General features: G+C 64.9%; 10 protein-coding genes and 2 pseudogenes. 8 read left to right on the top strand and 4 right to left on the bottom strand.

Translation table 11 applies throughout. The annotated features are described in order from the left end of the window. Positions 1–77 precede the first annotated feature (77 nt). The 5 genes and pseudogenes from IVB18_RS39155 (at position 78) to ybaK (ending at position 6,406) form a co-directional block, all read left to right on the top strand. Positions 78–365 carry a hypothetical protein gene (locus tag IVB18_RS39155; RefSeq protein ID WP_247991837.1) on the top strand — a complete coding sequence of 96 codons (288 nt, stop codon included), beginning with the start codon at positions 78–80 and terminating at the stop codon, positions 363–365. Positions 366–515: 150 nt separating this feature from the next. Next, positions 516–2,219 carry an NADH-ubiquinone oxidoreductase-F iron-sulfur binding region domain-containing protein gene (locus IVB18_RS39150; RefSeq protein WP_247985576.1) on the top strand — a complete coding sequence of 568 codons (1,704 nt, stop codon included), beginning with the start codon at positions 516–518 and terminating at the stop codon, positions 2,217–2,219. Further along, positions 2,216–4,984 (top strand): formate dehydrogenase subunit alpha, encoded by a 2,769-nt coding sequence (fdhF, locus tag IVB18_RS39145; protein WP_247985575.1) that lies wholly within the window; start codon positions 2,216–2,218, stop codon positions 4,982–4,984. The genes IVB18_RS39150 and fdhF overlap by 4 nt, the downstream gene beginning before the upstream one ends. Before the next feature lie 221 nt (positions 4,985–5,205). Beyond that, positions 5,206–5,709: pseudogene (locus tag IVB18_RS39140) on the top strand (IS110 family transposase); the annotation flags it as partial. 223 nt (positions 5,710–5,932) lie between these two features. Continuing rightward, the gene (gene ybaK, locus IVB18_RS39135) at positions 5,933–6,406 is read left to right on the top strand and encodes a Cys-tRNA(Pro) deacylase (RefSeq protein WP_247985574.1); all 474 of its coding nucleotides are present in this window, start codon (positions 5,933–5,935) and stop codon (positions 6,404–6,406) included. 11 nt (positions 6,407–6,417) lie between these two features. On the opposite strand, the gene IVB18_RS39130 is transcribed toward ybaK, so the two are convergent. Then, entirely contained in the window at positions 6,418–7,101 is a 684-nt protein-coding gene (locus IVB18_RS39130) for a GntR family transcriptional regulator (protein WP_247985573.1), read from the bottom strand. A 157-nt stretch (positions 7,102–7,258) separates the two neighbouring features. Here IVB18_RS39130 and tcuA point away from each other — a divergent pair, with 157 nt between their 5' ends. Then, positions 7,259–8,650, top strand: a complete 1,392-nt coding sequence (gene tcuA, locus IVB18_RS39125; protein WP_247985572.1) for an FAD-dependent tricarballylate dehydrogenase TcuA — start codon at positions 7,259–7,261, stop codon at positions 8,648–8,650. Continuing rightward, a complete protein-coding gene (tcuB, locus tag IVB18_RS39120) occupies positions 8,637–9,740 on the top strand; it encodes a tricarballylate utilization 4Fe-4S protein TcuB (protein ID WP_247985571.1) in 1,104 nt (367 codons plus the stop codon). The genes tcuA and tcuB overlap by 14 nt, the downstream gene beginning before the upstream one ends. A 31-nt stretch (positions 9,741–9,771) precedes the next feature. Here the strand turns inward: tcuB and IVB18_RS39110 are convergent. The 3 genes and pseudogenes from IVB18_RS39110 to IVB18_RS39100 all read right to left on the bottom strand — a co-directional run bounded on the left by IVB18_RS39110 (position 9,772) and on the right by IVB18_RS39100 (position 13,631). Continuing rightward, a pseudogene (locus tag IVB18_RS39110) lies at positions 9,772–11,073 on the bottom strand (GGDEF domain-containing protein). A 245-nt stretch (positions 11,074–11,318) separates the two neighbouring features. Beyond that, a complete protein-coding gene (gene pncB, locus IVB18_RS39105) occupies positions 11,319–12,623 on the bottom strand; it encodes a nicotinate phosphoribosyltransferase (protein ID WP_247985568.1) in 1,305 nt (434 codons plus the stop codon). A gap of 81 nt (positions 12,624–12,704) precedes the next feature. Then, positions 12,705–13,631 carry a LysR family transcriptional regulator gene (locus IVB18_RS39100; RefSeq protein WP_247985567.1) on the bottom strand — a complete coding sequence of 309 codons (927 nt, stop codon included), beginning with the start codon at positions 13,629–13,631 and terminating at the stop codon, positions 12,705–12,707. A 94-nt stretch (positions 13,632–13,725) separates the two neighbouring features. Between IVB18_RS39100 and pcaH the strand changes: the two genes are divergently transcribed. Next, positions 13,726–14,508: a protocatechuate 3,4-dioxygenase subunit beta gene (pcaH, locus tag IVB18_RS39095; RefSeq protein ID WP_247985566.1), complete on the top strand. Its 783-nt coding sequence runs from the start codon at positions 13,726–13,728 to the stop codon at positions 14,506–14,508. Positions 14,509–14,510: the final 2 nt, after the last annotated feature.

Here is a 14,510-nt window from a genome sequence, read left to right as displayed (position 1 = left end):
CGCACTGTGATTGCCGTGGCGCGCGTCGCGCGCGCCACGGGCGCCTCACCATGAAAAAGAACATCTGGGGGATTTCGATGGTTCGTAATTTCGTTTGTGTCGCCGCCATGCTGCTCGTTGCCGGCGCACTCCACTCCGCCTCCGCGCAGACTGCGACTGCGCCCGCGACGCCGGCGCCTGCGGCGACGACCGATGCCAAGCCGCCGGGCAAGATCAAGCTCACGATGCAGAAGCTGAAGGATATGAAGGCGAAGTGGTCCGCCAACAAGCCGAAGCTCAAGGCCTGTCGCGCCGATGTGAAATCCAAGGGTCTCGCCGGCGACGACCGCTGGTTCTACATCGAAGAGTGCATGAGCAAGACGTGAGGCCACGCCAGATCGAGCGTCGATGAGGGGCATGGAGCCTGGCGGCTGCATGCCCTTAAATGCTTATCGGAACGCATGAATTCTCTTGGCATCTGGTATGCCAGGGGCTAGACTTGGACTTGTTCTAAGGAAGAGTGACGAGACGCATCGATGAGCCACGACGTGCAACAAGTCCGCTCGTTCGAACATCCGGGCGAGGGACGGAAGCGAGCCAAGGCCACGCCCAAGGGCCGGCAGGTCGATCCCACCGCCGCGCATGAGATCGAGCAGCTCATCGGCGATCGCCCGCGGCGGCGCGATCTGCTGATCGAATGTCTGCACCTGATCCAGGACAAATATCACCAGATCTCGGCCGCGCATCTCGCGGCGCTGGCCGACGAAATGAATCTCGCCTTCGCCGAGGTGTTCGAGACCGCGACCTTCTATGCGCATTTCGACATAGTGAAGGAGGGCGAGCCCGATGTTGCGCCGCTCACCATCCGCGTCTGCGACTCCCTCACCTGCGCGATGATGGGCGGCGAGAAGCTGCTGGAAGATCTGCAGAGCGCGAGCGGCCCCGGCATTCGCGTGGTCCGCGCGCCCTGCGTCGGCCGCTGCGATACGGCGCCCGTCGCGGAAGTGGGACACAACTTCGTCGATCATGCCACCGTCGGCAACGTGCTTGCGGCTGCGAAGGCCGGCGACACCCACGCGCATCTGCCGAAATATGTCGACTACGAGGCCTATGTCGCCGGCGGCGGCTACAAGTTGCTCAACCGACTGCGCTCCGGTGAACTGTCGACCGATGATCTCCTGAAGGCGCTCGATGACGCCTCGTTGCGCGGCCTCGGCGGCGCCGGCTTCCCGACCGGACGCAAATGGCGCGCGGTGTTAGGGGAGCCCGGCCCGCGGCTGATGGCGATCAACGGCGACGAGGGCGAGCCCGGCACGTTCAAGGACCGCGTCTATCTCGAAAGCGATCCGCACCGCTTCATCGAGGGCATGCTGATCGGCGCGCATGTGGTTCAGGCCTCCGACGTCTACATCTACATCCGCGACGAATATCCGGCGGCGCGCGAAATCCTCGAACGCGAGCTTGCAAGGCTGCCTGCGGGCGGACCGACGCTGCACATGCGGCGCGGCGCCGGGGCTTACATCTGCGGCGAGGAATCCTCGCTGCTCGAAAGCCTCGAGGGCAAGCGTGGTCTGCCGCGGCACAAGCCGCCTTATCCGTTCCAGGTCGGCCTGTTCGGCCTGCCGACGCTGATCAACAACATCGAGACGCTGTGGTGGGTGCGCGACATCGTCGAGAAGGGCGCCGACTGGTGGAAGGGCCACGGCCGCCACGAGCGGCACGGCCTGCGCAGCTTCTCGGTCTCAGGGCGCGTCAAGAACCCCGGCATGAAGCTCGCGCCCGCCGGCATCACCGTTCGCGAGCTGATCGACGAATATTGCGGCGGCATGGCCGACGGCCATCAGTTCTACGCCTACCTTCCGGGCGGCGCGTCCGGCGGCATTCTGCCGGCGTCGATGGACGACATCCCGCTCGATTTCGGCACGCTGGAGAAATACGGCTGCTTCATCGGATCGGCCGCGATCGTGATCCTGTCGACGCAGGACAGCGTGAAAGCGGCGGCGTTGAACCTGATGAAGTTCTTCGAGGACGAGAGCTGCGGCCAGTGCACGCCGTGCCGCGTCGGAACCGAGAAGGCGGCGCTGTTGATGCAGAAGCCGGTCTGGAACCGCGCATTGCTGGAAGAATTGAGCCAGGTGATGCGCGATGCCTCGATCTGCGGGCTCGGACAGGCGGCGTCGAACCCGCTCTCAACCGTGATCAAATATTTCCCTGACGAGTTCAAGGAAGCGGCCGAATGACCAGGATTACGTTCGAGCTCGATGGCAAGCAGGTCGAGGCCAATCCCGGCGAGACGATCTGGCAGGTGGCCAAGCGCCAGGGCCGCGAGATTCCGCACCTCTGCTATTCACCGGAGCCCGACTACCGCCCCGACGGCAATTGCCGCGCCTGCATGGTCGAGATCGAGGGCGAGCGCGTGCTGGCGGCCTCCTGTAAGCGGACGCCGTCGGTCGGCATGAAGGTGAAGTCGGAGAGCCACCGCGCGGTCGCCGCGCAAAAAATGGTGATGGAGCTGCTGGTCGCCGATCAGCCGGCGCGCGCGACCTCGCACGACCCGGAGTCCAAATTCTGGCACTGGGCCGAGACCACCGGCGTTACCGAGAGCCGCTTCCCCGCCGCCGAGCGCTGGGAAACCGATGCCAGCCATCCGGCGATGCGCGTCAATCTCGACGCCTGCATCCAGTGCGGCCTGTGCGTGCGCGCCTGCCGCGAGGTTCAGGTCAACGACGTCATAGGCATGGCCTATCGCAATCACGATTCCAAAATCGTGTTCGACTTCGACGATCCCATGGGTGAATCCACCTGCGTCGCGTGCGGCGAATGCGTGCAGGCCTGCCCGACCGGCGCCCTGATGCCGGCCGTGATGCTCGACGACAAGCAGACCCGCGTCACCTACGCCGACAAGAAGGTCGACTCGCTCTGCCCGTTCTGCGGCGTCGGCTGCCAGGTGACCTACCAGGTCAAGGACGAGAAGGTGATCTATGCGGAAGGCCGTGACGGCCCCGCCAATCACAACCGCCTCTGCGTCAAGGGCCGCTTCGGCTTCGATTACATCCACCATCCGCATCGGCTGACAAAACCGCTGGTGCGGCTGCCCAATGCGAAGAAGGATTCCAACGACCAGGTCGATCCGGCCAATCCCTTCACGCATTTCCGGGAGGCGAGCTGGGACGAGGCGCTCGACATCGCAGCCAAGGGTCTGGTCAAGATCCGTGACGAGAACGGCGTCAAGGCGCTCGCAGGCTTCGGTTCGGCCAAGGGCTCGAACGAGGAAGCCTATCTGTTCCAGAAGCTGGTGCGCACCGGCTTCGGCTCCAACAATGTCGATCACTGCACCCGTCTGTGTCATGCCTCGTCGGTGGCTGCGCTGTTCGAAGGCTTGAGCTCGGGCGCGGTGTCGGCGCCGTTCGCCGCCGCGATGGACGCCGAGGTCATCATCGTGATCGGCGCCAACCCGACCGTGAACCACCCGGTCGCCGCGACCTACATCAAGAACGCGGTCAAGGAGAATGGCGCAAAGCTCTTCGTCATTGATCCGCGCCGGCAGTCGCTGTCGCGTCACGCGACCAAGCACTTGCAGTTCAAGCCCGGCTCCGACGTCGCCATGCTGAACGCGATGATCAACACGATCATCACCGAAGGCTTGACCGACGACCAGTACATCGCGGGCTACACCGAGGGCTTTGACGACCTCAAGGAGAAGATCAAGGAGTTCACGCCGGAGAAGATGGAGCCGATCTGCGGCGTCCCGGCGCAAACCCTGCGCGAGGTGGCGCGAACCTATGCGCGGGCGAAATCCTCGATCATCTTCTGGGGCATGGGCATCAGCCAGCATGTCCACGGCACCGACAATGCGCGCTGCCTGATTGCGCTAGCGCTGATCACCGGCCAGGTCGGCCGTCCCGGCACGGGTCTGCATCCGCTGCGCGGCCAGAACAACGTGCAGGGCGCCTCCGATGCCGGCCTGATCCCGATGTTCCTGCCGGATTATCAGCCGGTCGGGCGCGACGACATGCGCGGCAGTTTCGAGAAGCTGTGGGGACAAGACCTCGATCCCGTGCGCGGCCTGACCGTGGTCGAGATCATGAACGCGATCCATGCCGGCGAGATCAAGGGCATGTATATCGAGGGCGAGAACCCCGCGATGTCCGACCCCGATCTCCAGCATGCGCGCCACGCGCTTGCCATGCTCGATCATCTCGTGGTGCAGGATCTCTTCGTCACCGAAACCGCGTTCCACGCCGACGTCATCCTGCCGGCCTCGGCGTTCGCGGAAAAGGACGGCTCCTTCACCAACACCGATCGCCGCGTCCAGCTTGCGCGCCAGGTGATCAAGCCGCCGGGCGATGCGCGGCAAGATCTCTGGATCATCCAGGAGATCGGCAAGCGCATGGGCTTGCCGTGGAATTATTCCGGCCCCGGCGAGGTCTTCACCGAGATGGCGCAGTTGATGCCGTCGCTGAAGAACATCACCTGGGAGCGGCTGGTGCGCGAAGGCGCGGTCACCTATCCCGTCGACGGTCCCGACGAGCCCGGCAACGAGATCATCTTCACCACAGGCTTCCCGACTGAGAGCGGCCGCGGCAAGATCGTGCCGGCCAAGGTCATCCCGCCGGATGAGCTGCCCGACGCCGAATATCCGATGGTGCTCTCGACCGGCCGCGTGCTCGAGCACTGGCACACCGGTTCGATGACGCGCCGCGCGCAGGTGCTCGACCAGATCGAGCCCGAGGCGGTCGCCTTCATGTCGCCGAAGGACATGCGCAAGAAGCAGCTCGCGCCCGGCGATTTCATCCGGCTGGAGACCCGCCGCGGCGCGGTCGAGGTCAAGGTTCGTTCCGACCGCGACGTGCCGGAAAACATGGTGTTCATGCCGTTCTGCTACGCGGAAGCGGCCGCGAATTTGTTGACCAACCCGGCGCTCGATCCGTTCGGCAAGATCCCGGAGTTCAAGTTCTGCGCGGCCAGGGCGGAGCGCGCGGAGATGAGGGACGCTGCGGAGTAGGGCGCGCGGCAGTCTTTTGGCGACACCGTGCCACCAAATCCTCAGTGTCGTCCCGGCGAAGGCCGGGACCTATACCGCGTGATCTCTCGGTCATGGACAGTGGAAGTCCCGAACGACGACTCTTCGCCAAACTTATCCCTGTGGTTGATGGGGTGGACGGCCCCCTACGGCATCAGTGTGCCAGAATGAGGTTGTCAGAAACTCATTCGCAGGAGCCGCCCGTGAACCAGATTATCCGTATTGGGATGGATACGTCGAAGTATATTTTCGTGCTGCATGGGGTTGATGCGGCGGAGCAGCCGGTCTTGCGCAAGAAGCTGTCGCGCAAGCAGGTGGCGGAGTTCTTCGCCAAGTTGCCGCCGACCGTGATCGGGATGGAGGCCTGCGGGGCTTCGCAATATTGGGCGCGAGAGCTTCGCCAGCTCGGCCACGAGGTGAAGCTGATGGCGCCGCAACTGGTGAAGCCCTACGTGTCGCGGAACAAGAACGACGGGCGGGACGCGGAAGGGCTTTGCGAGGCGATGAGCCGACCGACCATGCGGTTCGTGCCGGTGAAGAGCGCCGAGCAGCAAGCCGCATTGATGCTGACGGGCGTCCGCGACGGGCTGATCGCCCGGCGCACTCAGTTGACCAATACGATCCGCGGCCATGCGGCGGAGTTTGGCCTGATTGCGCCCAAGGGGCTGGACAAGATCGAGCCGTTGCTGGCGCAGATCGCACTCAACAGGCCGGACATATGGATGCAAGCGATCCGATCTCACCAAAAAGCTCTTGTGCCACGGGGGCCGTCCACATATGGGTCCCGGCCTTCGCCGGGACGACAGCTGAGGGTGGGCGTGTATGTGTACCCACACCGTCATTGCTAGCGCAGCGAAGCAATCCAGATTGCCTCCACGGGGAGACTCTGGATCGCTTCGCCGCGGGCAATGACGGTGCTAGACGTAACGCATGTCCAAAGCCACCCCAGCCACCCGCGCGCTTGCAGCCGCCTCGATCTCCTTCACCGTCCACGCTTACGACTACGATCCCGACGCGGAAAGCATCGGCCTTCAGGCCGCATCAGCGTTGGCTGAGGACCCGGCGCGCGTGCTGAAGACGCTGATGGCGCTGGTCGACGGCAAGCCGGTCTGCGTCATCGTTCCGTCCGACCAGGAAGTCTCGATGAAGAAGCTCGCCGCGGCCGCCGGCGGCAAGTCGGCGCAGATGATGAAGCCGCCTGAAGCCGAACGCATCACCGGCTTCAAGGTTGGCGGCATCAGCCCGTTCGGGCAGCGGAGACCCGTGCGCACCGTGATCGAGCAAAGCGCAATGGCGCACGATCAGGTCTACGTCAATGGGGGCCAGCGCGGACTGCAGGTGCGGCTGAATCCGCGCGATCTGTGCGACGCAATGAAGGCGATAGCAGCGGATGTGATCGCCTGAGCGTCTCGCTGCTATTGCTTCTGCAACAGCTTCAGCCGGCAACGCAGCGCTTCGCGGATATGCGTGCGTGCGAGTTGCTCGGCCCTGTCGCCATCGCGTGCGGCAATGGCATCGATGATCGCCTGATGCTCCCCATGGCTGGTCAAGGGCCGGCCCGTCACCGTGAAGGTGGTCGGGCCCAGCAGCGCGATCCAGTCCTGCAACTCGCGGGAGGCATTGTCGAGATAGCGGTTGCGCGCGGCGCGGCAGATCGCCTCGTGAAAGCTGCGGTTGAGCCTCGCCATCCCGGCTGCGTCAGTCTCGGAGGCCTCGGTGAAGGCCTGCTCGATATCCCTCAGCGCATCGATCTCGGGCGCTGAGGCGTGCTCGGCGGCGAGGCGGGCGGCTGCGCCTTCCATGATCTCGCGCATCGCATAGAGCTCGAGCACCTCGGAAATGTCGAGGTTGCGCACGATCAGCCCGCGGCCGGCCGCCGGCTCGACGAAGCCGCGCGCGGCGAGCCGGCCGAGAGCTTCGCGGACCGGCGTGCGGCTGACCTTCAGCCGCTGCGCAACCTCTTCCTCGCGCAGGCGGTCGCCGGCGCGGTAGCTACCCGCCTGGAGCGCTTCGCAGAGCGAGCGGAACACGGCTTCGCCCAGCGCGAGGCTTCCGCCGCGCGCGATTGATCCGCCTGCCTTTGCCGGGCGCCTGGCCATGTGTCCTCGGGCTCGCGAACGCATCCTGCCCATGCAGAGATGCGGCTTGCAGCATCTCTGTATATCTTTGTATACAAAAGTACGCAATGCCGCGCCGAGTTGACCGAGGCCGCCGGCGAGCAGAATATCTCTAACTTCGTCGCATCGGGCAGACGGCATGAGCAGCAAATACGACGTGCTGGTGATCGGCGGCGGCAATGCGGCGCTGTGCGCCGCCATCAGCGCGCGGCGCGGCGGGGCGTCGGTGCTGGTTCTCGAGGGCGCGCCAAAATTCTATCGCGGCGGCAACACCCGCCATACCCGCAACATGCGCTGCGCCCATGACGCCGCCACCGACATCCTGACCGGCCCCTATACCGAGGAGGAGTTCTGGGAGGATCTTCTGCGCGTGACTGGCGGGCAGACCGACGAGGTGCTCGCCCGCCACATGATCCGGGAGTCCAAGGACATCCTGGACTGGATCGTGGAGCAGGGCGTGCGCTGGCAGCCCTCGCTCGGCGGCACGCTGAGCCTCGGCCGCACCAACTCCTTCTTTCTCGGCGGCGGCCGCGCAATGCTGAACGCACTCTATCTCACCGCCGAACGGCTCGGCGTCGAGGTTGAGTACGACGCCGAGGTCACCGACCTCGTGATCGAGGACGGTATGTTCCTCGCCGCCCGCGTCAAGCGGCCGATCAAGGGCGAGACCGAGATCCGTGCGACGTCGTTGGTCGCCGCGGCCGGCGGGTTCGAGGCCAACATCGAGTGGTTGAAGCAATATTGGGGCGAGGCCGCCGACAATTTCCTGATCCGCGGCACGCCCTATAACCGCGGCTCGATCCTGAAGATGCTGCTTGCCAAGGGCGTGCAGGAGGTCGGCGATCCCACCCAGTGCCATGCGGTCGCGATCGACGCCCGCGCGCCGAAATTCGACGGCGGCATCATCACGCGCCATGACTCCGTGGTGTTCGGCATCGTCGTCAACAAGCACGCCCAGCGCTTCTACGACGAGGGCGAAGACATCTGGCCGAAGCGCTATGCGATCTGGGGCCGGCTGGTCGCCGCGCAGCCCGACCAGATCGCCTACATCATCTTCGATTCGACCGTCGTCACCTCGTTCATGCCGACGCTGTTCCCGCCGATCGCCGGGCAGACGATTGTCGAGCTTGCCGGCAAGCTCGAGCTCGATCCGGCCGCGCTGGAAAAGACCATCACCGAATTTAACGCCGCGGTGCAGCCCGGCACCTTCGACCACACCATCCTGGACGACTGCCGCACCGAGGGCATCACGCCGCAGAAGACCCATTGGGCGCGGCGTATCGAGACGCCACCCTATCTCGCCTATCCGGTGCGGCCCGGCATCACCTTCACCTATCTCGGCACGCGCGTAACGAAGGAGGCGCGCATGCTGATGGCTGACGGCAAGCCGTCGGCCAACATGTTCGCGGCCGGCGAGATCATGGCGGGCAACGTGCTCGGCAAGGGCTATGCCGCCGGCATGGGCATGACCATCGGCAGCGTGTTCGGGCGGATCGCAGGACAGGAAGCGGCGAAACATGCACGGAACTAGGATTTTGGACGAAGCCGACCGTCTGATGACGGTCTGCAATTCCTGCCGCTACTGCGAGGGCCTCTGCGCCGTGTTCCCCGCCATGGAGATGCGACGCGCCTTCTCCGACGGCGACCTCAATTATCTCGCCAATCTCTGCCATGGCTGCGGTGCCTGCTATGTCGACTGCCAGTTCTCGCCGCCGCATGAATTCAACGTCAATGTTCCGCAGACGCTCGCGGTCGCGCGCGCCGAGTCCTATGCGGCCTATGCCTGGCCGCGGGCGCTGTCCGGCGCCTTTGCGCGCAACGGGCTCGTCATCAGCATCGTGGCGGCGCTCAGCATGGCGGCCTTTATTTTCGGCTTCGCCGCCATGAACGACCGCAGCGTGCTGCTCGGCGTTCACACCGGCCCGGGCGCCTTCTACAGACTGATGCCGCACAATGCGATGGCTGCGCTGTTCAGCGCCGCGTTCCTTTACGCAATCCTCGCGCTGGTCATGAGCGTGCGCGCGTTCTGGCGCGACATCGGCACGCCGATCGGCGGCCGAGCGGAGGGTGGCTCAATCTTGCAGGCCATCCGAGATGCCGGCGAGCTGCGCTATCTCGATGGCGGTGGCGTCGGTTGCTACAACGAGGACGACAAGCCGACCGACCGACGCAAGCTGTATCATCACCTGACCTTCTACGGCTTCATGCTGTGCTTCGCCGCGACGTCGGTGGCCACGCTCTATCATTATCTTTGGGGACGCGAGGCGCCCTATCCATGGTGGGATCTGCCTGTCGTGCTGGGCACGTTGGGCGGGATCGGCCTCGTGGTCGGCCCGATCGGGCTGTTCGCGGCCAAGATGCGGCGCGATCCCGCGTTGCTGGACGAGCAGCGCTACGGCATGGATGTCGGCTTCATCGCCATGCTGTTCCTGACCGGTTTCACCGGCATGGCGCTGCTGATTCTGCGCGAGACCGCCGCCATGGGGCCGCTGCTGGCGCTGCATCTCGGTGCCGTGTTCGCGCTGTTCATCACCATGCCCTACGGCAAGTTCGTGCACGGCATCTATCGCTTCGCCGCACTGGTGCGCTACGCGCAGGAGCGGCGGGCCGAGGCCTCCTGATCGGACGAGGGCGCGCCAGCGCTGACGGCCATCAGCCTCGCGCTGCGGCAATTTCGCGCTGCCGCGACGCGACCAGCACGACGTCCGGTCGCGCAGTGTCGACCTGAACCCGGTTGCGGCCCTTCTCCTTGGCGTGATAACAGGCGGCGTCGGCGCGCCGCAACGCGTCCTCGAGCGTGGTAGTTGCCGTCGGCGATGCAGGCAACGCCGATGCTGGCCGTCACCGCAAAGCAGCGGCCGTCCCAGGCGAAGCTGAACAGCTCGAGCGAGGTGCGTAATCGCTCGGCGATATTGACGGCATCGTAGGGCGAGCACTGCGGCAGGATCAGGCCGAATTCGTCGCCGCCAAGCCGGGCCACGAGATCCTGCGGCCGCCGGTTCTGCTGCAACAGGCGTGCGATCTGGCACAGCAGGCGATCGCCGGCGAGATGGCCGCAGGTGTCGTTGACGCTCTTGAACTGATCGAGGTCGAGCAGGATCAGACCCAGTGAAGCGCCACCCACGCCGTCGAGCTCGCTTTGCAGGCGCGCCGGTTGGCGAGGCCGGTCAGCCAGTCATGCGAGGCCTGCCAGGCGAGGCGGTCCTTCTCGGCATGCAAAGCGTCCTCGAAAGCCTGCCGTTGCAGCACCAATCGTCGCGTGTGCCAGATCAGGAGCAGGATCAGCGCTGCGGCGGTGACGACGTTGACGAACGTCAACGTCACCTTGATGGCGCGGGAACCCTCGCCGAGGACGGTGGAGAACCGCTTGGCATGTCCTGTGAACTGGCTGTTCAGCTCCGAGAGTCGCGACGACAGATATTGCAGGCGGTCGCTGTCGCGACTGGGCCCGTTCGTCCACTCAGACCGGATGACCTCGCCGAAAACGCTCAGCTCCAGCAGCACGGGATCGGTGGCGGCCCACTCCCGGATCGCGTCCCGCAGGAAGCTCACCTGGTTGAAATGGCGGAACAGCCACATCAAGCCGGGGACGTCGTCAGGATGGTTGCCGCCTTGCAGTAAGCCGATGCGGGCGGCCTCGACGTCGACCGGATCGCGCTCGAGCGCCCACCGCGCGAACTCGTCGCCGATCGGGACGGCAAGCGAGGCCTGATATTGCGCGAACTGGCTGGCGTCGCCCGAATGCAGATAGAGGTTGAGGAAATAGACGGCGTTCTTCTGTGAGCGCGACCACATCGCCTCGCCCGCGACATAGGCGCGGACCGACGACATCACCTCCAGGCTGAAGCCGGCGATCGCCGCCTGGAGCACGACGACCATGACGAAAGGCGAGACAAGTTTGATGACGTGAAGGATGCTGCGTCCCTTCGTCGACGTCGCTGTTCTGCGAAGCACTTTGCGTTCCCCAAGTCGCTCAACGACCCCAGCGGAGCGTCCGCTCATAACGCGGATTACGCGCAAACGGTGCTTAACTCGACCTGAAAATGTGGGGAGACTGCGTCGCAGGGTGAAGGCGTTGTGAAGTGGATGCGCGCAGATCGTTGCAAATGCCGCCAAACCGGAACTGGCGCGGCATCTGCGAGCCGATGTCTCGAATTCGTCCTGCGCGGTTTACTCGATCGAGAGCAATTGGCTTGCCGCTACACCAGCACCGGCTTGCGCACGCGGCCAGCGTCGCCGAACACGCGCAGGTAGCGCTCGATCTCCGAGGCCATGCCGGTCGCCTTCTCCGGGTTGTCCGAGAGCTTGACGGCCGGGCGGCCGTCGACCGACGACACCTTGCAGACGATCGAGATCGGATCGAGATTGATCGAGGCGTCCGGCGGACAGCCGACGAAATCATTGGTGAGGTTGGTGCCCCAGCCGAACGAGAGCCGCACGCGGCCGCCGAAGTGATGATAGGTCTCCTCGATCGAGCCGACGTCCATCGCGTCGGAGAACACGAGCAGCTTGTCCTTGGGATTACGGCCCTTCTGCTCCCACCATTTGATGATTTCCTCGCCCGCCTGGATCGGCGGCGCGCTGTCGGGGCGGAAGCCGGTCCAGTCGGCGACCCATTCCGGCGCATCGCGCAGGAAGGCTTTCGTGCCGAACGCGTCGGGCAGCGCGATCAGCAGATTGCCGCCATAGGTCTGGCGCCACTGGTCGAGGATGCGATAGGGCGCCCAGCGCAATTCCTCGTCGTCCTTGGCCAGCGCAGCCGCGACCATCGGCAGCTCATGCGCGTTGGTGCCGATCGCTTCGAGATCGTTGTCCATTGCGAGCAGCACGTTGGAGGTGCCGATGAAGGACGGCCCCAAGCCTTCTTTCACCGCCTCCACGCACCAGCGCTGCCAAAGGAAACCGTGGCGGCGGCGGGTGCCGAAGTCGGACAGGCGCAAATTCTCGAGCGTCCGGAGCCGCTCCACCTTGGTCCACAGCTTGGCCTTGGCGCGGGCAAACAGCACGTCGAGCTCGAACCGGCCGCGGCCCTTCATCGCCGAGCGCGAGCGCAGTTCGTTGAGGATGGCGAGCGCCGGAATCTCCCACATCGTGGTGTGGCTCCACGGCCCGTGGAAGTGCAGTTCGTACTGGCCTTCCACCTTGCGCAGCTCGTATTCGGGCAAACGGAATTCGGCGAGCCAGCGGATGAAGTCCGCCGAGAACATGTGGGTCTTGCCGTAGAAGGTGTTACCGGCAAGCCAGATCAGCTCTTTCTTGGTGAAGCGGATGGTGCGGGCATGGTCGAGCTGGGCCCGCAACTCGCCCTCGTCGATGATCTCGGCAAGGCGCACATGGCGCGAGCGGTTGATGACCGAGAAGGTCACCTTCTGACTCGGGTAGTATTCCCGAATCATCTGTAACATCAACAGCTTGTAGAAATCGGTATCGAGCAGGCTGCGGATGACGGGATCCAGCCGCCAGCTGTGATTGTAGGTCCTGCTCGCAATATCGGTCACGGTCATGGGGGAATTCTAGCGTGGCTGCGGCGGCGCAACCAGTGGGTTTGGCGAGGATCAGGTTTTCGCGGGGCCGGGGCCCATCGCTCAGGCCTCGGCCATCGCCGCCACGGTCTCGAGCTGGCTCCTGATCCAGCGATGGGCCGGGTCCTTCTGATAACGCTGGTGCCAGACCATGAACATCGGCAGCTCGGCCAGAGTCCTGGTGCGGGACGCCAGTGGAATGCGCGCATGCGCGAAGTCGTGCATCACGCCGGACGCCAGCAGGCTCGGCATGCTTGCCAGCATCCGCGAGCCGCGCAGGAACGACGGCACGCCGGAAAAGCTCGGCACGGAGATCGCAATGTCGCGGTGGAAGCCGCTCGCCGCGAGCCGGCGATCGAAGTCGAGCCGTTCATTGTCGGTGTAGACTACTGTGATGTGGCGCGCCGCGAGATAGGCGCCGCGGCTCGCCGGCGCGGTGCGTGCCCCGGGATCGTAGTAGCAGACGTAGTGATCCCTGAGCAGGCGCTTCTGTACAATGTCGACGCCGGACGGCGGCAGCGGCGTGATCAGCAGGTCGCAGCGGTTTTCGCGCAACATCGCAGGCGAGGGTGACTGCGAGGGGATCACGCGCAAATTCAGGCTCGTCACCTGCGCCATGACATGGCCGAAGAACCGCGGCAGCAGCAGGTCGCGCTGGAAATCGTTGGCGGCGACCGTGAGCGAAAGCTGCGCGCTTGCCGGATCGAACGTGACGCCGCCGGCAAAGCTCCGCATCTCGTCGATCAGTGCGCGCGCCTTCGCCGCGAGCGCCTGGGCGTGCGCGGTCGCGACGATGCTGCGGCCGGACTTGACGAACAGCGGATCGCCGGCGATCCGCCGCAGCTTGTTCAGGGCGTGGCTGACCGCGGATTGCGTCAGCCCCAGCCGCGTCGCCGCCGCCGTCACCGAGCCTTCCTCCAGCACGGCCAGGAACAGTTCGAGCGCGTGGCCGTCCAGCGCCAAATGATCGATTTCCTTCATGGAATTCATTATAATCGATCTATTTATCTTGAGAATAGCCGAGCCCATGATCGCCCGATAAGCCGTGCGCCCAGACGGGGCGACAGAGGGAGAGACAACGCCGATGAATGCCCAGGCGCCAGCCTTGCAGGATCCCCGCCTCAACCGTCCCGAACCGTTCACGGCTCGCGACGGCGGCTTCTTCCAGCGCGACCGCTCCATGCATCCGCCGGCGCATGCGCCCGGCTACAAATCCTCGGTGCTGCGCTCGCCGCGCCAGGCGCTGTTGTCGCTGGAGAACTCGGTCTCGGAGATCACCGGGCCGGTGTTCGGCCACAACGATCTCGGGCCGCTCGACAACGATTTGATCCGCAACTACGCCAAGGACGGCGATCCCGTCGGTGAGCGCATCATCGTCCACGGCCGCGTGCTCGACGAGACCGGCCGCGGCGTGCCGAACACGCTGGTCGAGTTCTGGCAGGCCAATGCCGGCGGCCGCTACCGGCACAAGAAGGACACCTATCTGGCGCCGATCGATCCGAATTTCGGCGGTTGCGGCCGCGCGCTGAGCGACGACACCGGCTACTACTATTTCCGCACCGTGAAGCCGGGGCCCTATCCCTGGCGCAACTACGTCAACAGCTGGCGCCCCGCCCACATCCACTTCTCGGTGTTCGGCTCGGGCTTCGCGCAACGCCTGATCACCCAGATGTATTTCGAGGGCGATCCCCTGATCCCGGTCTGCCCGATCCTGACGACGATCCCGGACAAGGATGCGCTCGACCGCCTCGTGGCGCCGCTCGACCTCAACGCCTCGACGCCGTTCGACTCGCTGGCCTACCGCTTCGACATCGTGCTGCGCGGGGCCCGCTCCACTTATTTCGAGAATCGCACCGAGGGAAACTGAGC

The sequence above is a fragment of the Bradyrhizobium sp. 186 genome (assembly GCF_023101685.1).
Lineage (GTDB): Bacteria > Pseudomonadota > Alphaproteobacteria > Rhizobiales > Xanthobacteraceae > Bradyrhizobium.
The sequence above is the reverse complement of the archived record's forward strand: the minus strand, read 5'-3'. Positions and strand labels throughout refer to the sequence as shown.

Bases quoted from the DNA above. Each gene is read 5' to 3' on its own strand.
- ybaK (WP_247985574.1), top strand. From the start codon at position 5,933: ATGTCCAAAGCCACCCCAGCCACCCGCGCGCTTGCAGCCGCCTCGATC.
- tcuB (WP_247985571.1), top strand. From the start codon at position 8,637: ATGCACGGAACTAGGATTTTGGACGAAGCCGACCGTCTGATGACGGTC.
- pcaH (WP_247985566.1), top strand. From the start codon at position 13,726: ATGAATGCCCAGGCGCCAGCCTTGCAGGATCCCCGCCTCAACCGTCCC.
- IVB18_RS39150 (WP_247985576.1), top strand. From the start codon at position 516: ATGAGCCACGACGTGCAACAAGTCCGCTCGTTCGAACATCCGGGCGAG.
- pncB (WP_247985568.1), bottom strand. From the start codon at position 12,623: ATGACCGTGACCGATATTGCGAGCAGGACCTACAATCACAGCTGGCGG.
- fdhF (WP_247985575.1), top strand. From the start codon at position 2,216: ATGACCAGGATTACGTTCGAGCTCGATGGCAAGCAGGTCGAGGCCAAT.
- tcuA (WP_247985572.1), top strand. From the start codon at position 7,259: ATGAGCAGCAAATACGACGTGCTGGTGATCGGCGGCGGCAATGCGGCG.
- IVB18_RS39100 (WP_247985567.1), bottom strand. From the start codon at position 13,631: ATGAATTCCATGAAGGAAATCGATCATTTGGCGCTGGACGGCCACGCG.
- IVB18_RS39130 (WP_247985573.1), bottom strand. From the start codon at position 7,101: ATGGCCAGGCGCCCGGCAAAGGCAGGCGGATCAATCGCGCGCGGCGGA.
- IVB18_RS39155 (WP_247991837.1), top strand. From the start codon at position 78: ATGGTTCGTAATTTCGTTTGTGTCGCCGCCATGCTGCTCGTTGCCGGC.